The organism is Streptomyces sp. LMG1-1-1.1 (assembly GCF_040815545.1).
Classification (GTDB): domain Bacteria; phylum Actinomycetota; class Actinomycetes; order Streptomycetales; family Streptomycetaceae; genus Streptomyces.
The window spans coordinates 280,726-299,024 of sequence record NZ_JBFPNH010000021.1 but is presented as its reverse complement, the minus strand read 5'-3'; the positions used below and the strand labels follow the sequence as shown (position 1 = coordinate 299,024).

Below are 18,299 nucleotides of genomic sequence, written 5' to 3'. Positions count from 1 at the left end.
CGGTTGCCTGACCGGAGACCACCTCACTAACGATGTCCTGCGGTACCCGGACTCAAGTCTTCCGTCCGGGCGATCCTGATGGTGCTTCGTTCCTCCGTTCTTCCCTCGGTGATCAACTACCTACCACTGGGGTACTACGTACTGCTGGTACTGCTCTACTGCGGGTACTGCTGGTGATGCGAACTGCTCAGTGGCCTGTGACAGCGCCACTCTTCGGTAGCCAGCCCCGTTGCCCGTCCTGCGTCTGCTCTGGCTTGGAACCCCACTGCCGAACTTCCCGGTGCGCGCGCCCGCAGCCGACGCCTTCACCAGGGGTACCACTCCAATTACTTCACTGCTGTGAACTGCGCACTCACGGGTACCGCACATGTCATGACCACGGTCCCGCGCGGCGGCCCCTGATCACTGCGGGCCACCCGGTCCGGCCGCCAGTCCCGTCGCCGTCCTGCAACAACCCTGGCTTCGAAACTCCGCCGCCGCACCGTCATGCGAACTGCAACTACCTGTACTGCTGGTACTGCTTGCCGGCAGTTCGTCTCTGCCAGGCCCTGCTGTCCTTCTTGGCTACGGAAGAAACCATAGCTACGCCACTGCCCAATGTCTACTCTGGCCAATGCAGATTTTCGTGTGCCTGACGGTGAGGTAATCAGCTTCGGGCGATGACGCGGGCGGGGCGCAGGGCGGTCGCACCTGGTTGATCGCCGCTTCTCGGGGCAGATGCGGCGGGCGGGGAGGAACGGGCATGAGTGATCCGCAGACCAGGGGGATCCGATGGAAACGATGAGCGTCGACATCGCGATCGACCACCCTGCGGGTTCCATCGCCTGGGCGCGTGACAGGGCCCGGTCCTTTCTCGACGGGCTCATGCCGGCGCTCGCGTCCGAGGCCGCCGACACCGTGGTCCTGGGGGTCTCGGAACTCGTCACCAATGCCCTGCGGCACGGCGGCGGCATCTGCGTCCTGGACTTGGCCGCCCGTCCGGACGGCATCGAGGTGGCCGTGCACGACCCCGGCCCCCATGCCCCGCGCATGCGTACCCCCGACCTCGACGGCGGAACTGGAGGCTTCGGGTGGCCCATGGTCAATCGGCTCGCCACAGCGACGTCGGTGACTTCCCGGGCCTCTGGAGGAAAGACCGTAAGCGCCTCCTTCCCGCGGTAGACCGCCCCCTCTCTTCTGGTCTGGTGCAGCCTGGTGCAGGGACCAGCGTCAGTGCGGCGCAGCCGGAGAGGGCGGCGAAGGTGTCGGGGCCGGAGACGGACGGGGGAACCGTCGCGGGCACGGGGCGCAGGTCAGGAGCCTGAAGGCCATGACGTCCGTGCGTCGTCCCGGGACGGAGTGCATCAGGGACGGCCGCTGTCGTGCCGAGGCGGCAGCGTTCAGGAGACGCTGTACGGGCCGGGAGCGTTCGACGGACCTGAGCCTGCGTCCCTGCCTGGGCACCGGTCGCGGAGGGCGAGGAAGCCGGAGTCGCAGAAGACGACCTGGGTGGTTTCCAGGACGGAGCCGGTGCAGCTGTCGCCGGCAGCCGGGTCCCGTAGAGCTGCCTCTGAAGGGAAAGCGGTGGCGGCCCTTCTCTCCGGAAGGCATGACCCGTTGAGAGGACGGGACGAGCCGTGAATCGTATCGGCTCTCATGGCGAAGCTTGACGAGCTGCTCGTGGACGTTGCCACCCTGGTGGAGTCCGGGCAGAGCAATCAGATGTCCTTGACGGTGGTCGCCGGTGGCACGGTCATCACCGGCCGACTGGCGCCCGAAGCGGTATGGAGGCAGCGGGTCTCGGAGGTCCTGGCGGACTCCGCCCGCCTGGGAGAGTTCTCCGCCGTCTTCACCGCACCCACCCGGAAGGACGGACCGCCCACCCATCTGCACTTCCACCTGGCGCGGATCCTTCAGGGCACGGTGGGGATCCCGGAGACGGGCGGGATGTACCGCGTCTCGATCGCGGACGTGAGCGCCTGGACCATGGGCGACTTCAGCTACTCCGATCACTGACCCCGTACCGCGTCACGAACCACCTGCCGGGATCTGGCGAGCGCTGTTCCTGGAGCGCCGGCTCACCCGGCTCGACGCGCTCGACCCCCGAACCATTTCTGAAACCCCATGCCACGAGGGAGGGGCCTGACCGGCGCATGCGCCGGTCAGGCCCCTCCCTCGTCAAGCCGGTGCCGGCACCCGCTGATCCCCGGTCAGACGGCCGGGGAGCCGAGCATCGCGGAAGCATGCTGGAGGGGGTCGAGGCTGCGGGCGGGCGCGGTGTTCTGGGGGAGGCTGCGGCAGGTGAAGCCGAGTTTGGCCATGGCGCGGAGGATCTCACCGGCGGTGAAGTCGCGGCGGTCCTGGCGGGTGATGACCTGGCCGACCTGCTTGGCGGGGTAGGTGCGACGGCCGATGATCACGGACTCGCCGACGGCAGGCTCGGGCTTGACACCCCGCATGGACTGCAGGACGCCGCTCTTGGTGAGGTCGAAGGGGAACCGGGCGATGACACAGCGCATGATGCCTCACAGGAAGAAGGAGGGGCGGTTCAGCCGTGGCGAGGCGGTTCAGCGAGCCAGGGCGAGGACGCCCAGGACGCAGCCTTGTTCGTCGATGACGGGCAGCGCGTCGAGCCGGCGGTGGCGCATCGCGTGTTCGGCTTCGGCCGTCGGGGTCAGGGGCGAGGTGAACAGCTCCCGGTCGACGGGTACGGCGCGCAACCGGAACCGGTCGTCGTAGGCGGCGCTGTCGCGGACGGCGATGAGCTGGGCCCGGGTGACCAGCCCGGTGCACAGGCCGTCCTCGTCGCAGACGAGGAGATGCTCGGTGCGCGCGCCGGCCATCACGGCCAGGGCCACTTCGACCGTCATGTCGTCGCAGACCTGTGGTCCGGCCACCTCCATGACCTCGTTGACCGTCTGAGGTCCGCAACTGGTGCTCGACGAGCCGGGCTGCATTCGGATCAGCGTCACAATATGCCTCCTGCGGAGATGGGCGAATTTCCGGATCACATGCTTCTCAGGCCGCCGCGGGGGAGGCGGGCCGACGGGTGCCGGCCCGCCGGGCGGCCGAGGCGGAGCCACGCCGACCACGGGATGAGGATGTGCTGCGCTTGGGGTGCTCGGGCGCCGGTGCCGTGATGGTGACCGGGATGCCGGAGGGGGCTTGGGCGCCGGTGATCCGGACCAGCTCCGCCTCACCCGAGCGGACCTGGTTGGTCTCGGGCACGATGCCCGCGTCCTGCATGAGGCGGTTCATGCCACGGCGCTGCTGGGGCGTGACGAGGGTGACGACGCTGCCGGACTCGCCGGCCCGGGCGGTGCGGCCGCCGCGGTGGAGGTAGTCCTTGTGGTCGGTCGGCGGGTCCACGTTGACGACGAGGTCGAGCTGGTCGACGTGGATGCCGCGGGCCGCGACGTTCGTGGCGACCAGCACGGTGACGTGTCCGGCCTTGAACCAGGCCAGGGTGCGGGTGCGCTGCGACTGCGTCTTCCCGCCGTGCAGGGCGGCGGCCCGCACGCCGCTGCGGAGGAGGTCCTCGGTGAGCCGGTCCACGGCGTGCTTGGTGTCCAGGAACATGATCACCCGGCCGTCACGCGCCGCGATCTCGGTGGTCAGCCGCTGCTTGTCGGCGCCCTGCACGTGCAGGACGTGGTGCTCCATCGTGGTGACCGCGCCCTGGGAGGGGTCGACGGAGTGGACGACGGGGTCGGTGAGGTAGCGGCGGACCAGCAGGTCGACGTTGCGGTCCAGGGTCGCGGAGAACAGCATCCGCTGGCCCTCCGGGCGGACCTGGTTCAGCAGCGCGGTGACTTGGGGCATGAAGCCCATGTCGGCCATCTGGTCGGCTTCGTCCAGGACGGTGATCCCGACCTGGTTCAGCCGGCAGTCGCCGCGGTCGATGAGGTCCTTGAGGCGGCCGGGGGTGGCCACGACGACCTCGACGCCGCTCCGCAGCGCGTTCGCCTGCCGGCCGATCGGCATCCCGCCGACGACCGTGGCCAGGCGCAGCTTCACGGCGCGGGCGTACGGGGTGAGGGCGTCGGTGACCTGCTGGGCGAGCTCCCGGGTGGGGACCAGCACCAGCGCGAGCGGCTGACGAGACTCGGCGAGCTGCCCGGCGGTGCGGGCCAGCAGGGCCAGGCCGAAGGCGAGGGTCTTGCCGGAGCCGGTCCGGCCGCGGCCGAGGACGTCACGGCCGGCCAGGGAGTTCGGCAGCGTCGCGCCCTGGATGGGGAAGGGGACGGAGACGCCCTGCGCGGTGAGCGCGGCCAGCAGGTTCTTCGGCATGTCGAGATCGGCGAACGCCTCGACGGCGGGCAGCGCCGGAGTGATCGTCTTCGGCAGGGCGAACTCCCCCTGTACCGGGGCGGGCCGCCGGCCCTGACCTCCCGAGCGGCGGGGAGCACTCGAACGGCTCGGGGCGGACGACGCACCGAAGCGGCTGCCCCGGGTCGAACCGGAGGTGGAGCCGAACGCGGGACCGCCGGTGCGGCGGGTGCGGGAAGAGCGGTTGTTCGTACGTGTGGGGTTCATTCAGAACCTTCCTTGATACGGCACGCATCAAGGAGTTCCGCAGCGTAAGGGCAGCACGCGGAATCACAGGTACGGACCGAATGTAATTCGAGAAGCGAAAGCGAACGTGGCGCACGGAAAACTCGTGGCGACGCGGCTGAAAAGGGGAGGCGCGCGGAACTTTGTTCGGGGCGTCGAGGGTACGGCTCTGAAGAGCGGGTCACGTACCTTGAGGTGGCTTTCCGGCAGGAGGAATCACTGCGGAAATGCATGCAGCTGGGGCCCGCACCCCGAGGGATGCGGGCCCCAGCTGCAAGATGCGCGTCAGCGTCAGACGGTGACGATGTTCTCGGCCGTCGGGCCCTTCTGGCCCTGCGCGATGTCGAAGGTGACCTTCTGGCCCTCCTGCAGCTCGCGGAAGCCCTGGGCGGCGATGTTCGAGAAGTGGGCGAACACGTCAGCGCCGCCACCGTCCTGCTCGATGAAGCCGAAACCCTTTTCCGCGTTGAACCACTTCACGGTGCCAGCAGCCATGTCGTATCTCCTTGGGGCAATACAGCGGCACCCGTACCCTACGGACGCCGTGTCGCCGCGATGATGCCCTGCCCGGGAAATACCGGAAATATAAAGCGCTTCCGAGCGGCGCGCGGCCGTCGGGAGCACTCGAAGTTTTTGGGTACCAAAACTGCAACTGAGATAGACAGTAACACGTCCTCGTAGTCTTTGGGCGTCGAATATTTCTCCCGGGCGTCGCTGGGAAAAACCCTCTCCGCGAGGGACGTTAAAATCTCAGGCCGCGAACACAGGTATTCGTGTACTCCGAGTACGGCGTTTCGGAAGAGAGGCGGCCGGCGGGCCACGAGTCCACGTGATGGTGGTGTTCCAGCATCAGTTCGCGCAGCGCGGTCACGGGGTCGATGACGCAGTGCCCCGCCCGCTGGTCGGCGGGGACGGTGTGGAACGCGCTGACGTCGATGACGGCGGTGATGGCCACTCGGCGGCCGTGCACGTCGACGACACGAAGCCGGTCGAACAGCGGTTGTCCGGTGGCGTCGTCGAGAGTGTTGGCGCAGACCATCATCTCGCGCAGGCCGGGCTCGAAGCAGTGGGGCCAGCCGTGGTTGCCGGGCGCCAGCACGTCGTACAGCGTCGTGAGGATCTCCCGCTCGATGGCGCGCGGCCTGATGGGGCCCGGGTGGCGTGGCCTCCTTAGGCGACATTCGAACGCCAATGGGGCACGCGGAGGGCACGGCAGCCCCCGGCAGGTCTAGACAACAACGAAGCCCCAGGTCGCTGACCTGGGGCTTCGTTCAAGAGCGGATGACGGGAATCGAACCCGCGCTATAAGCTTGGGAAGCTCATGTTCTACCATTAAACTACATCCGCGTAGCGGCCGGATGAACCGTGCCGCATCGTTGCACACTGTACCCCATGGGCCACTTGAGGCGAAGTTCCCGCGGCGGGGGGTCGGAGTGCCGCGTGGAGGGTGTCCTGTTGATCCCCTAATGTGGCTGTCTCGTCCACCGCATGGGTAGGGGAAGGGACTTGATGGGTTCCATGGAGCGCACTGTCGTCCGCTGTGCCGAGGGGCACGTGTTCAGTACTGCGACGTTTCCGCTTCAGCAGCTCGGGGCGGCGCGGATCGGGCCCGGACGGCTGATCCGGTGTCCGCGGTGTGCGCGGTTGCGGCATGCGGTGCCCGTGGAGACCGGGCGGCGCTGAAGAAGGGACACCCTAGGGGGGTGTCTTGCCGATCAGGCCGGGCTCGCGGGCCTGGCACGCACGCTCGCCGCGTTGTCGTCGGTCCACAACGCTCCGCGTTGCCTCCCTCCTCCGCCTTGCGATCGCACGCACCAGGCCCCGCTCCCTGATCCGGCCTGATCGACAAGACACCCCCAGGGGACAGGGCGCGGGTGGCTGCCGATTGGGGCAGGTCCGCGCCCTCTGCGTATCGTGGGGGCGTGCTTCTCTCAGACAAGGACATCCGGGCCGAGATCGATGCCGGACGGGTGCGGATCGACCCGTACGACGAATCCATGGTGCAGCCCTCGAGCATCGACGTGAGGCTTGACCGCTTCTTCCGGGTGTTCGAGAACCACCGCTACCCGCACATCGACCCCGCCGTCGAGCAGCTGGACCTGACGCGCGAGGTCGAGCCCGAGGGCGACGAGGCGTTCATCCTGCACCCGGGCGAGTTCGTGCTCGCCTCGACCTACGAGGTCATCACCCTCCCGGACGACATCGCGTCGCGCCTGGAGGGGAAGAGTTCTCTGGGGCGGCTGGGGCTCGTGACGCACTCGACCGCCGGGTTCATCGACCCCGGTTTCTCGGGTCACGTGACGCTGGAGCTGTCCAACCTCGCCACCCTGCCGATCAAGCTCTGGCCGGGGATGAAGATCGGGCAGCTGTGCATGTTCCGGCTGAGCTCGCCCGCGGAGTTCCCGTACGGGAGCGAGCGGTACGGCTCGCGGTACCAGGGACAGCGGGGGCCGACGGCCTCCCGTTCGTTCATGAACTTCCATCGGACCCAGGTGTGAGGCGGTCGCAGGCATGAGTGAGGTACGCGAGAACCTGACGTACGAGGGCTTCGGGACCGCGGTCCGCGAGCTGGCGCAGACCATCGCCGACGACGGCTACGAGCCCGACATCGTCCTCTCCATCGCCCGCGGCGGCGTCTTCGTCGCCGGCGGTCTGGCGTACGCGCTCGACTGCAAGAACATCCACCTCGTGAACGTGGAGTTCTACACCGGTGTGGGCACCACCCTGGAGATGCCGGTCATGCTGGCGCCCGTGCCGGACGCGATCGACTTCTCCGACAAGAAGGTCCTGATCACCGACGACGTCGCCGACACCGGCAAGACGCTCAAGCTGGTCCACGACTTCTGCGTCGACCACGTCGCCGAGGTCCGTTCCGCGGTCATCTACGAGAAGTCGCACTCCCTGGTGAAGTGCGAGTACGTGTGGAAGAAGACCGACGAGTGGATCAACTTCCCCTGGTCGGTCGAGCCGCCCGTCGTGAAGCGCGAGGGGCAGGTCCTCGACGCCTGACGTCGGAACCCGCCCCCGCCCCCTCCCGGAACCTGGTCACCTGGTCACCTGAGTCGGCTCAGGTGACCAGGTTGTTCAGTGCCGCGTACGTGTTCGACCCCGGCACCCCGTCCAGCGGGCCCGCGTAGCCGCCCAGCTGCGCCAGGCGCTGGAGCGCGATGTACGTACCCGGGCCGGGGACGCCGTCGATCAGGCCCGAGTAGCCCCAGCCGCGCAGGCATGCCTGGATCCCGGCCCAGCTGAACGAGCCGAGGACGCCGTCGGCCGGGCCCGTGTAGCCGCCGACCGCTGCCATCCGCTGCATCGCCGCGTACGTGTTCGTCCCCGGGGCGCCGTCGATCGGACCGGAGTAGCCGAAGCGGCGCATCACGGTCTGGACGCCCTTCCAGCTGTTCACGCCCATGACGCCGTCGATCACGCCCGTGTAGCCGCCCGCCGTCGCGAGGGTCTGGAGGCCCTTGTACGTGTTCGTGCCCGGCGCCCCGTCGAGCGGGCCCGTGTACCCGTAGCCCCGGACGACCGTCTGGACGCCCTTCCAGGAGTTCCCGCCCATCACGCCGTCGACGGGGCCCGAGTAGCCGCCGCCCTGGGCGAGCTTCTGGAGGATGGTGGCGTCGGCCGCCGAGATCGGGCCGGGGCCGCTGCTCGTCACGCTCAGGTACGTGCGGAGGCCCGCGTACGTGTTCGGGCCGGGGACGCCGTCGATCGGGCCCGTGTAGCCGTAGTCGGCGGCCAGGCGCTGGAGGCCCTTGTACGTCTCCGGGCCCGGGACCCCGTCGACGGGACCGCTGTAGTAGCCCCGCGCCAGGACCGTCTGGACGCCCTTCCAGGAGTTGGTGCCCAGCACGCCGTCGACCGGCCCCGTGTAGCCGCCGCGCTGCGCCACCTGCTGGAGCGTCTTCGCGTCCGCCGTGGCGATCGACACGGTCCCGGTGCCGCTCGCCTGCGCGAGGTAGGCGCGCAGACCGGTGTACGTGTTCGGGCCCATGATCCCGTCGACCGGACCCGTGTAGCCGCCCCGCTGGGCGAGCTGCTGGAGGCCCTTGTACGTGTTCGTGCCGGGCACGCCGTCGACCGGACCGCTGTAGAGGCCCAGCCGCGTGAGCAGGGTCTGGACGCCCTTCCACGAGTTCACGCCGAGGACGCCGTCGATCGGGCCCGTGTAGCCGCCGAGTTCAGCGATCCGCTGGAGGGTCACGCCGTCGGCCAGCGAGATGGCCGGGCCCGAGTCGGGGACCGGGTTGGCGCCCGGGGGCGGCAGGACCGCCGTCCCGAAGGCGTCCGGCTTGGCGTGGTTCAGGTCGACGGTGACGCCCTTCACGGACCCCGTGTCACTGAACTGGTGGATCGCCCAGCTCGGATACGCCGTGCCGATCCGCGGGCTGCCCGCCGCGGCCACGTAGTCCGCGACCCACAGCTTCGCGCCCGTCGCGATGGTCAGCGGCCAGGACCGGGACTGGAGCAGCGAGGAGTACGTGTAGAGGAACGGGGTCGTGCCCAGGCGGGCCTTCACGATGTCGATGAACTGCGCCGTCTGCGCGTCCGTCCACACCGGGCTCTGGTCGACGCCCTCGACGTCGACCATCAGCGGCTCGCCGGCGCGGTAGTCCCGCAGGTGGGCGAGGAAGTACTCGGCGTCGGTGGACGCCGCTCCCCAGCCCGTCATCCAGTAGTGGCCGACCAGGAACCCGGCGGCCCGCGCCGCGTCGACCTGCCGGACGTAGTACGGCGAGGTGTACGGCAGGTGGGTGCCGTCGTTCGAGCCGCCCGACTTCACCACGCAGAAGCGGAACCCGGCGCTGCGCGCGGCCAGGAAGTCCAGGTTCGCCTGGCTGGTGCCGACGTCGAGCCCGTACACCACGTCCGTGGGCGACGGGGTCGGTGCCGGGCCGGGCGCCGGCGGGGTGGTGGTCGGCGGGTGAGAGCCGAGCCAGGCCGAGACGCCGATGATCGTGTTCGGGCCGAGGAGGCCGTCGATCGGCCCCTGGTAGCCGCCGTCCCTGGCGAGGGACTGGATGGCCTTGTACGTGTTCGTCCCCGGCACGCCGTCGATCGGGCCCGTGTAGCCGTACCCCTTGACGGCGGTCTGGACGCCCTTCCAGGAGTTGACGCCCATGATGCCGTCGACGAGGCCCGTGTAGCCGCCGCGCTGGGCGAGCGTCTGGAGGACCTTCTGGTCGGCGGCGGTCAGGGTGTACGAGGTTCCGCCGGGGCCCGCCTGGCCGACGTCGGCCATCGTCGCGCCGCAGTTGTCCAGCGTCCAGCCCAGATAGGTGAGGCCGGAGAGGGAGTTGTAGCGGGAGACGGCCTGGGTGCCGATGTGGAATCCGCCGGGGGCGAAGTCCTCGCCGCCCGACAGGTGACCCGTCGCCATCAGGCAGCGGGAGCCGCCGCCGTCCAGGTCGAGGGCCACGTGGCCGGGCGTGAGCGAGCCCGGGTTCTCCCACCAGTGGAAGGCCCCGCGGGGGGCCGACGACCAGTCGGGGTGGCCCGCTCCGGACGCCACCCACGCGTCGTACGCCGTGCCGCGCGAGCTGGTCAGGTCGCAGGCCCGGAACATCAGGGACTGGCACATGTTGGCCCAGTCGTAGCCGTTGTCGAAGCCGGACGCACCGCCGTCGGTGGTGTGCTGGCGGGCCCACGTCTCGGCCCCGGCGACCGTTCTCGTCATCGCGTGCCCTCCTCGGCCCGGACGGACAGGCGGCTCGTGGCCAGGATCGTCTCCGTACCGACCAGCTGCGCCCGCAGCACGGGCTCGGCCGCGCCGGTCGTGGGGACGTCCCCGTGCCGCAGCCACGGGTCGAGGAGGACCGCGCCGTCCGCGTCGGTGTCGAGGTCCAGATAGCCGTACCGGTCCGGGGTCTTGCGGCCCTCGGACACCTCGAACCAGAGGCTCGTGCGGACCGTGTGGAACGAGCTCAGGGAGAAGCGGACGCGTCGACCCGGCAGCGGAAGACCGTCGGGGCCGGTGAGCGTGAACAGCACGCCGGAGGCCGGAGCGCCTGAGGCCGCCCAGGCGTACTCGGGGGAGGAGAAGGCCCCTTGAGGGGCGCCCTTCGTCCGGGGCGCGCCCACCGCCGAGGCCGTACCGGCCGCGCCGCCGACCCCCAGGACCAGGGCCGGCAGCAGCGCGCCGGCCGTCCTGAGGAGGGACCGCCGGGACGGCCCTCGCGCTTCGTCGTCGACCCGCTCGCGTTCGGACACCTGACCGACCTCCTGCCCCTCGCCTGACCTCGGACGGGACAGGATCACCGCACGCTCCGGCGCCCGGCAACCCAACGAAAGCGCGGAACCGGAAGCGCGACTCCGCGCTTTCGTTGGGTTGTCGCACGGCGGGCGGGTCGGTGGGATGAGCGGGTCGTGATCTTCCCGAACACACCGAACAGCTCAGGGAGAAGCGTTGACCGAGAACGAGGCACGGCCGCACCGCTGCGGCGGCCATGACGTCCCCCAGGCCCCGGCGGGCGTCAGTCGGCGCACGCTGCTGCGCGGCGCGGTGGTGGGAGGCGGCGCCCTGACCGTCGGCGGGCTCGTGCTGCCCACGAGCGCCTACGCCGTCCCCGCCCTCTACAACCCGTTCGGCGCGTACGCCATCACCGGCCCGTGGGACCCGCCGTACCACAACGGCGTCGACTACGGCATGTCCGTGGGCACCGCGCTGCCCGCCTGCGGCGCCGGAACGATCCAGAACATCTACGACAACGGCACCGGCGGCCACACCGTCACCATCTACCACGCCGAGGGCTACCGCAGTCAGTACATGCACCTGTCGCAGTTCCGGCTGAACAACGGCGACAGCGTGGCCGCCGGGACGGTCGTCGGATACTCCGGCGGCGCCCAGGGCGCCCCCGGCGCGGGCAACTCGACCGGCCCGCACCTGCACTGGCACGTCATCAACCCCAACGGTGACCGGGTCAACCCACTCTCCGTCGTCGGCGGCCCCACGGCCCCTCCCGGCGGCGAGGGCCTGACCCTCCAGAAGATCGCCGGCGCCGGCGGCTACACCGGAGCCCTGGACGGCGTGCCCGGCACGAACACCTGGAAGGGCGTGCAGACCGTCGTCACCGGCTACGCCTACACCGGCCCCATCGACGGCGTGCCCGGCACGAACACGTACAAGGGGCTCCAGCGCCTCGCCGCGAAGGGCGGCTACGGCGGCGTCGTCGACGGCATCATGGGCGTCAACTCGTGGAAGGGCGTGCAGACCGTCTGCCGCCGCTTCGGCTACGGCGGCATCATCGACGGCATCCCGGGCACGAACACGTACGCGGCCATGCAGCGGATCGCCAAGCTCGGCGGCTACACCGGCCCGGCCGACGGCGCCCTCGGCGTGAACTCCTGGATGGGTCTCCAGCGGCTGTTCACCGGCTTCGAGTACACCGGCCCGATCGACGGGGTGCCCGGCACGAACACGTACAAGGGACTCCAGCGCATGGCCAAGCTCGGCGGCTACGGCGGTGTGGTCGACGGCATCCCGGGGAGCTACACCTGGGCGGCGCTGGCCAAGCTCGTCTGAGGTCGTCCGAGGCCGTCCGCGGTCGTCCGCGGTCGGCGGGGACGATCTTCCCGGTGACCTTCCCGGTGATCTTCCCGACTCTTCGGGACCTTCGGGTTCCGTGAACGGCAGGGCCTCTCTCCGAGGCCCTGCCGTTTGCCGTGCCGCTCAACTATCTTCGGCGTTGCGTGGCAGCGGGCATTTCCCGGAGCGCCGAGGAGGACCATGAGAGGCCGTAGCGTGCTGTGGCGGGTCGCGGAACTTCCCACGACCAGCGCCGGCGTCGAACGGGCCTTCTCCTACTTCACCGCCGGGGTCCGGCTCGGGACCGTCGCGCAGATGGTCCCCGCCGTGCAGCTCGGCGCGGCGCGGGCGCCGCACGAGGCCGCCTACCTCGCGTGCTGGGGCGCCGCCGCGCTCGCGGCGGTCGCGGTCAGCGTGGTCACGCTCGTACGCCGCAGGCCCCTGGGGACGGCCGTCGCGGTGCTCGACTTCGGTCTCGCCTGCGCGCTGCTCGTCCTGGGCCCCCTGGTGCTCGCGCCCTGGGACCGCTTCGGCACGTGGACCGCGTTCCAGCCGGGGTACGCGCTGTCCGTCATCATCACCGCCGGCGGGGTCCGGGGCGTCGCCGTCTGGGCGCTCAGCCTGCTCGCCGTGTCGGTCTGCTACGTGGTCTACCTCGGCGGCGACGTCGGCAGCGAGATGACCTCGACCGCCGTCGGCAACGTCCTCACCTACGTCGTGTACGCGCTCGTCGCCCGCATGTTCTTCGGCTACACCCGGCGCATCGCGCGCGACGCCGACGGCTCCCGCGCGCGTGCCGCCGAGCTGGCGCGGCGTGAGGAGGAGCGGCGGGCGAGGGTGACGATGCACAACGGTGTCGCCGTGATGCGCCTGCTGACCGAGCAGGGCGACGACGTCTCGCGGGCCCGGCTCGTCGGCCAGGCCGAGGTGGAACTGCGGCGGATGCGCTCCTATCTGCGCGGCACGGAGGCGTGCGCCGCCGACGGCGACGGGCCGTCGGCCGGGCTCGTCCCGGTGGTCGGGAGGGTGTGCGAGCGGTTCGCCGACCTGAACGTCGTCGCCTCGCTCGACCTGGGCACCGGGCTGCGGATACCCGCCGCGCAGGCGGAGGCACTGGAGCGCGCGCTCGGGAGCCTGCTGCTGAACGTCCGCGTGCACGCGCGCGCGTACGAGGTCGTCGTCCACCTCGACGCGACGGAGCCGGCGGGGGCCTGGACGCTGACCGTGCACGACGACGGCGTCGGATTCGACCCGGAGTCGGTGACCGCCGGGCTCGGGCTGCGCGAGGTGGTCGTCGGCGAGCTGCGGCGGCGGGGACTCATCGTCGGGATCGTGTCCGCGGTGGGGGAGGGGACGACCGTGACGATCCGGTCGTGCCCGGGGGCCGAGGCGGGTCCGCCGGGCCCCGCGCGGCCGACCGTGCGGGCCGCGTTCGCGGACGCGCCGTGAGACCGGCCGCGAAGCAGGCGGTGGCGCGGCCGACGGTCGCGGTCGTCGACGACGCCTCACTGATCCGCGAGTCGATCGGCCCGCTCATGCCCGGTCTCGACGTCGTCGCGGCGGTCGCGACGGTGGAGGAGCTGGTGCGCCGCCGGCCGGTGGTGGACGTCGTCCTGCTCGACCTGCACCTGGCCAACCTGGAACAGCAGCCCGACGTGCGCCAGGGCGTCGCCGCGATCCGTACGCTCACGGGCCAGGGCTACCGCGTCTGCGTCTACAGCCAGGAGGAGCGCCGGTTCGTGCTGGCGGCGTGCCTCGCGGCGGGTGCGAGCGGCATCGTCTCCAAGGCGATGCCGCGCGCGCGGACCGAGGAGCTGTTCCTGGAGGTCGCCGCGGGCGGCACCGTCGTCCCGCAAGCCGTCGTCGGCATCCTCGAAGTGCTCGTCCGGCGCGACTGCATCACCCTGCTGAGCGAGCGTCAGCGGCAGATCCTGCACGGCCGGGCCCGCGGGCTGAGCTACGCCCGGATGGCGCGGGAGCTCTTCGTCGGCGAGTCGACGCTGCGCGGCTACTGGCTGGAGCTGACCAGGTCGCTGTCGGAGTCACTGCGCGGCCTGACACCCGGCGAGATCGAGCGCGCCCTCGGGCTCGCGCCGGGCGACCTGCTGGAGTTCTGGGCGGACGGGCCGACGGAGCGCGAGGAGTGGTGGCGCATCGGGCGGCGGTCGCTCGGCTAGGGCGTGCGGAAGGTGGGAAGGCCCCCCACCGGCGTGCGGTGAGGGGCCTTCGCGGGTGCGTGCGGTGGCACGCCGGGCAGGGCGTGTGCCGTCAGAGCGTGCCCAGCTTGATGAGGCTCAGGAGGGCGATCAGCTGGATGGCCGACGCGCCGAGGGCCTTGGGCCACGGGAGGTCGTGGGAGCGGCTCACCATGAGGGTGAAGAGGGCGCCGGCGGCCAGCCAGGTGAGCCAGCCGACGACCTGGACGAGGCCGTTCTCGCCGCCGAGGAAGAGGGCGAGGACGAGGCGGGGCGCATCCGTGATCGACATGATCAGCATGGAGAGGCCGACGGTCGGCTGCCAGGCGCCGTCGCCGCCGAGCTGGCGGGCGAGGGTGTGGGTGACCGCGCCGAGGATGAGTCCGCCGACGACGAAGCCGGTGGCGGTCATCAGGACGTACGGGATCGCCGTCGACAGGGTCGCGTTGATCGCCTCGTCGCGGGCCTTGTCGAACCCGAAGATGGCGAGCAGCCCGTAGAGGAAGGTGACGATCAGCGCCGGGCCCCAGACGGCGTGGTCCCGCATCCGGAGGAAGGTGTCCGCCGGGCGGAGCACGATGCCGCCGAGGAGCGGCTTCCAGGGCAGGCGGGGGCCTACGGGGGCGGGGGGCGCCTGCGGTCCTGCGGCCTGGCCGTACGGGTCGTCGACGCTGAACATCTGGGTGTGGCCCGGGCTGTTCGCCGCCGAGTACTGCTGCTGGTGCTGCTGGGGGTCGCCGAAGTACTCCGGCTCCCCGTACGGCTGTTGCTGCCGCTGCCCTTGCTGCCCCTGGTGTCCGTACGACTGGCCCTGCGGTGGCTGCTGCCACTGCTGCTGCGGGTACGGCGGAGGGGCCGCGTTGTACCCGTAGGGCGCCTGCTGCGGTTGTTGGTGCTGCGGGGGGCGGTTGTCCCGGCCGCGTCCGTTCCTGAATCCAGCCACGTCATTGAACGTACCCGCTCCGGCTGTGGGCTCGCTCCTTTGCGGCTGACCTGTGACATCCCCTAGGGGACGGGCCGGGGCGTACGAGGTGCGCGGGGACCTCGTCGCGCGGCACCGCCGAGGGGCATGCGAAAGGGGCCGCTCCGCGCTGTCACGCGGGGCGGCCCCTTCGGTGCGTCCGGGATCAGACGGCCGGCTCGGGCTCCTCGGCCGGCTCCGGCTCCGGGTCGACCGGGGTCTTCACCGAATCGAGGAGCAGCTGGGCCACGTCCACGACGGTGACGGACTCCTTGGCCTTGCCGTCGTTCTTCTTGCCGTTGACCGAGTCGGTCAGCATGACGAGGCAGAACGGGCAGGCGGTGGAGACGATGTCCGGGTTGAGCGAGAGGGCCTCGTCGACGCGCTCGTTGTTGATGCGCTTGCCGATCCGCTCCTCCATCCACATCCGGGCACCACCGGCGCCGCAGCAGAAGCCGCGCTCCTTGTGGCGGTGCATCTCCTGCTGGCGGAGGCCCGGGACGGCGGACATGATCTCGCGCGGCGGCGTGTAGACCTTGTTGTGCCGGCCCAGGTAGCAGGGGTCGTGGTAGGTGATGAGGCCCTCGACCGGGGTCACCGGGACCAGCTTGCCCTCGTCGATGAGGTGCTGGAGCAGCTGGGTGTGGTGGATGACCTCGTACTCGCCGCCGAGCTGCGGGTACTCGTTGGCGATGGTGTTGAAGCAGTGCGGGCAGGTCGAGACGATCTTCTTGGCCGACTTCGGCTTCTTCGTCGCCTCGTCCTCGTCGTCCTCGCCGAACGCCATGTTCAGCATGGCGACGTTCTCCTGGGCGAGCTGCTGGAAGAGCGGCTCGTTGCCGAGGCGGCGGGGGGAGTCACCGGTGCACTTCTCGTCGCCGCCCATGATCGCGAACTTGACGCCCGCGATGTTCAGGAGCTCCGCGAAGGCCTTGGTGGTCTTCTTGGCCCGGTCCTCCAGGGCGCCGGCGCAGCCGACCCAGTAGAGGTAGTCGAACTCGGAGAGGTCCTCCGCGTCCTTCCCGATGATCGGGACCTCGAAGTCGACCTCCTTGGTCCACTCGACGCGCTGCTTCTTGGCCAGGCCCCAGGGGTTGCCCTTCTTCTCCAGGTTCTTGAGCATCGTGCCCGCCTCGGACGGGAACGCGGACTCGATCATCACCTGGTAGCGGCGCATGTCGACGATGTGGTCGATGTGCTCGATGTCGACCGGGCACTGCTCGACGCAGGCGCCGCAGGTGGTGCAGGACCACAGGACGTCGGGGTCGATGACGCCGTTCTCCTCGGCGGTGCCGATGAGGGGGCGCTCGGCCTCGGCGAGGGCGGAGGCGGGGACGTCCTTGAGCTGCTCCTCGGTCGCCTTCTCGTTGCCCTCCATGTCCTTGCCGCCGCCGGCGAGCAGGTACGGGGCCTTGGCGTGCGCGTGGTCGCGCAGCGACATGATGAGGAGCTTCGGGGAGAGCGGCTTGCCGGTGTTCCAGGCGGGGCACTGCGACTGGCAGCGGCCGCACTCGGTGCAGGTGGAGAAGTCGAGGATGCCCTTCCAGGAGAACTGCTCGACCTGGGAGACGCCGAAGACGGCGTCCTCGGCCGGGTCCTCCCAGTCGATCTCCTTGCCGGCCGTCGTCATCGGCTGGAGCGCGCCGAGGGCGGTGGAGCCGTCGGCGTTGCGCTTGAACCAGATGTTCGGGAAGCCGAGGAAGCGGTGCCAGGCGACGCCCATGTTGGTGTTGAGCGAGACCGTGATCATCCAGGTGAAGGACGTGACGATCTTGAGGCAGGCGAAGAAGTAGGTGAGGTACTGGATCGTGCTCAGGTCCAGGCCGTCGAGCAGCGCGATCAGCGGGTACGAGGCGAAGAAGCCGGGCTCCCAGCTCGTCACGTGGTGCTGGACGCCTTCGAGGGCGCGGAGCGTCATGATGCAGACGCCGACGATCAGGATGACCGCCTCGACGAAGTACGCCTGGCCGGTCTTGGAGCCGGCGAAGCGGGACTTGCGGCCCGCCTTGGTCGGCTTGCTCAGCTGGCGGATGACGATGAGGGTCACGATGCCGAGGACCGTCATGAGGCCGAGGAACTCGGTGAAGATCTCGTACGGCAGCCAGTCACCGATGATCGGGATCAGCCAGTCGGCCTGGAAGAGCTGGCCGAAGGCGTTCACGATGGTGAGGAGCAGCGAGAAGAAGCCCACCGCGACGAACCAGTGCGCGAAGCCGACGATGCCCCAGCGGTTCATGCGCGTGTGGCCGAGGAACTCCTTGACCAGCGTGATGGTGCGCTGCTTGGGGTCACCGGTGCGTGTACCGGCGGGCACCGGCTGACCGAGCCGCACGAAGCGGTAGATCTGCACGGTGGCGCGGCCGAACAGCGCGACGGCCACCACCGTGATGGCGATCGACACGATGATCGCGGCGAGTTGCATGACGGGCTCCTCGGGCGGGCCTACTAAGCGGTAACTTATTGAGTTCCTGCTGAGATTACCCGGTCGCGGCGCCGCGCTGTAGCGGCGCTCGCGGTGATATGTGTCGCTCAGGCAAACCTTGCCGCGCGACGCCTGCGGACTGCTGGAAGCGTACGCGCCAGGATGGTGAGGTCCATCCCCAGCCAATGATGGTCCACGTAGTGGAGGTCGAGCAGCTCCCGCTCCTCCCACGGCAGCTCCGAGCGCCCGCTGATCTGCCACGGGCCGGTGAGCCCGGGGCGCACCGAGAGCCGGCGCCGTCCGTCGCCCGCGCACTCGCGGTGGGCGGGGGTCAGCGGGCACGGTCCGACGAGCGACATCCGGCCGGTGATCACGTGCAGCAGCAGCGGCAGCGCGGCCAGCGGGCTCTTCGTGCGGAAGGTCAGCATCGTGAAGGGCCGGCCGTGCAGGCCCGCCACCGTCCGGCGGCGCAGTACGGCGCCGCTGCCGCTGAGGGTGACGGACACGGCGGTGCCGGCGATCAGCGGCGAGAGGGCGAGCAGTAGGAGGATCCCGCCCGCCACGTCGAAGGAGCGCTTCGCCGTCATCGCGCGCGTCGCCGTCATGCGGTCACACCCTCCGGCGGTAATCCTGGGATATGTCCGGACTCTCTCATGTGAA

General features: G+C 70.2%; 16 protein-coding genes, 1 tRNA gene and 1 pseudogene. 7 read left to right on the top strand and 11 right to left on the bottom strand.

Annotated elements, in window-relative coordinates; genetic code table 11:
• Positions 1-771: 771 nt before the first annotated feature.
• On the top strand, positions 772-1,161 hold the full coding sequence (locus MRBLMG1_RS12030) for an ATP-binding protein (RefSeq protein WP_367823477.1): 390 nt from the start codon (positions 772-774) through the stop codon (positions 1,159-1,161).
• Between the two features lie 474 nt (positions 1,162-1,635).
• Positions 1,636-1,995 carry a hypothetical protein gene (locus tag MRBLMG1_RS12025; protein WP_367823475.1) on the top strand — a complete coding sequence of 120 codons (360 nt, stop codon included), beginning with the start codon at positions 1,636-1,638 and terminating at the stop codon, positions 1,993-1,995.
• A 194-nt stretch (positions 1,996-2,189) separates the two neighbouring features.
• Here MRBLMG1_RS12025 and MRBLMG1_RS12020 read toward each other — a convergent pair whose 3' ends face one another.
• From MRBLMG1_RS12020 to MRBLMG1_RS11995, 6 genes and pseudogenes are all read right to left on the bottom strand, one after another.
• The gene (locus MRBLMG1_RS12020; RefSeq protein ID WP_367823474.1) at positions 2,190-2,498 is read right to left on the bottom strand and encodes an SCO5918 family protein; all 309 of its coding nucleotides are present in this window, start codon (positions 2,496-2,498) and stop codon (positions 2,190-2,192) included.
• Positions 2,499-2,546: 48 nt separating this feature from the next.
• The gene (locus MRBLMG1_RS12015) at positions 2,547-2,951 is read right to left on the bottom strand and encodes a CBS domain-containing protein (RefSeq protein WP_367823473.1); all 405 of its coding nucleotides are present in this window, start codon (positions 2,949-2,951) and stop codon (positions 2,547-2,549) included.
• A 46-nt stretch (positions 2,952-2,997) separates the two neighbouring features.
• The gene (locus tag MRBLMG1_RS12010) at positions 2,998-4,515 is read right to left on the bottom strand and encodes a DEAD/DEAH box helicase (RefSeq protein WP_367823471.1); all 1,518 of its coding nucleotides are present in this window, start codon (positions 4,513-4,515) and stop codon (positions 2,998-3,000) included.
• A gap of 309 nt (positions 4,516-4,824) precedes the next feature.
• On the bottom strand, positions 4,825-5,028 hold the full coding sequence (locus MRBLMG1_RS12005; protein WP_200430022.1) for a cold-shock protein: 204 nt from the start codon (positions 5,026-5,028) through the stop codon (positions 4,825-4,827).
• A 322-nt stretch (positions 5,029-5,350) separates the two neighbouring features.
• Positions 5,351-5,668: pseudogene (locus MRBLMG1_RS12000) on the bottom strand (bifunctional metallophosphatase/5'-nucleotidase); the annotation flags it as partial.
• Positions 5,669-5,809: 141 nt separating this feature from the next.
• Positions 5,810-5,880, bottom strand: a tRNA-Gly gene (locus MRBLMG1_RS11995).
• A gap of 575 nt (positions 5,881-6,455) precedes the next feature.
• Between MRBLMG1_RS11995 and dcd the strand changes: the two genes are divergently transcribed.
• Complete coding sequence (gene dcd, locus MRBLMG1_RS11990) at positions 6,456-7,031, top strand: dCTP deaminase (RefSeq protein ID WP_017240230.1); 576 nt, start codon at positions 6,456-6,458, stop codon at positions 7,029-7,031.
• Positions 7,032-7,044: 13 nt separating this feature from the next.
• A complete protein-coding gene (locus tag MRBLMG1_RS11985) occupies positions 7,045-7,542 on the top strand; it encodes a phosphoribosyltransferase (protein ID WP_024755952.1) in 498 nt (165 codons plus the stop codon).
• Between the two features lie 58 nt (positions 7,543-7,600).
• On the opposite strand, the gene MRBLMG1_RS11980 is transcribed toward MRBLMG1_RS11985, so the two are convergent.
• Together MRBLMG1_RS11980 and MRBLMG1_RS11975 are read right to left on the bottom strand one after the other, a co-directional pair.
• Positions 7,601-10,213 carry a GH25 family lysozyme gene (locus tag MRBLMG1_RS11980; protein WP_367823469.1) on the bottom strand — a complete coding sequence of 871 codons (2,613 nt, stop codon included), beginning with the start codon at positions 10,211-10,213 and terminating at the stop codon, positions 7,601-7,603.
• Positions 10,210-10,746, bottom strand: coding sequence for a hypothetical protein (locus tag MRBLMG1_RS11975; RefSeq protein WP_367823467.1), 537 nt, complete (start codon positions 10,744-10,746; stop codon positions 10,210-10,212). Before MRBLMG1_RS11975 ends, MRBLMG1_RS11980 begins: the two co-directional genes overlap by 4 nt.
• A gap of 196 nt (positions 10,747-10,942) precedes the next feature.
• On the opposite strand from MRBLMG1_RS11975, the gene MRBLMG1_RS11970 reads away from it, so the two are divergent.
• The 3 genes from MRBLMG1_RS11970 to MRBLMG1_RS11960 all read left to right on the top strand — a co-directional run bounded on the left by MRBLMG1_RS11970 (position 10,943) and on the right by MRBLMG1_RS11960 (position 14,238).
• Positions 10,943-12,058 carry a peptidoglycan DD-metalloendopeptidase family protein gene (locus MRBLMG1_RS11970; RefSeq protein ID WP_367823465.1) on the top strand — a complete coding sequence of 372 codons (1,116 nt, stop codon included), beginning with the start codon at positions 10,943-10,945 and terminating at the stop codon, positions 12,056-12,058.
• 204 nt (positions 12,059-12,262) lie between these two features.
• On the top strand, positions 12,263-13,510 hold the full coding sequence (locus MRBLMG1_RS11965) for a sensor histidine kinase (RefSeq protein ID WP_367823463.1): 1,248 nt from the start codon (positions 12,263-12,265) through the stop codon (positions 13,508-13,510).
• Positions 13,507-14,238 carry a DNA-binding response regulator gene (locus MRBLMG1_RS11960; protein ID WP_367823462.1) on the top strand — a complete coding sequence of 244 codons (732 nt, stop codon included), beginning with the start codon at positions 13,507-13,509 and terminating at the stop codon, positions 14,236-14,238. The genes MRBLMG1_RS11965 and MRBLMG1_RS11960 overlap by 4 nt, the downstream gene beginning before the upstream one ends.
• Positions 14,239-14,329: 91 nt before the next feature.
• On the opposite strand, the gene MRBLMG1_RS11955 is transcribed toward MRBLMG1_RS11960, so the two are convergent.
• The 3 genes from MRBLMG1_RS11955 to MRBLMG1_RS11945 form a co-directional block, all read right to left on the bottom strand.
• A complete protein-coding gene (locus MRBLMG1_RS11955) occupies positions 14,330-15,199 on the bottom strand; it encodes a Yip1 family protein (protein ID WP_367823460.1) in 870 nt (289 codons plus the stop codon).
• A gap of 184 nt (positions 15,200-15,383) precedes the next feature.
• A complete protein-coding gene (locus MRBLMG1_RS11950) occupies positions 15,384-17,639 on the bottom strand; it encodes a (Fe-S)-binding protein (RefSeq protein WP_367823458.1) in 2,256 nt (751 codons plus the stop codon).
• Positions 17,640-17,746: 107 nt separating this feature from the next.
• Positions 17,747-18,244: a sugar transferase gene (locus MRBLMG1_RS11945; RefSeq protein ID WP_367823457.1), complete on the bottom strand. Its 498-nt coding sequence runs from the start codon at positions 18,242-18,244 to the stop codon at positions 17,747-17,749.
• Between the last annotated feature and the right edge of the window lie 55 nt (positions 18,245-18,299).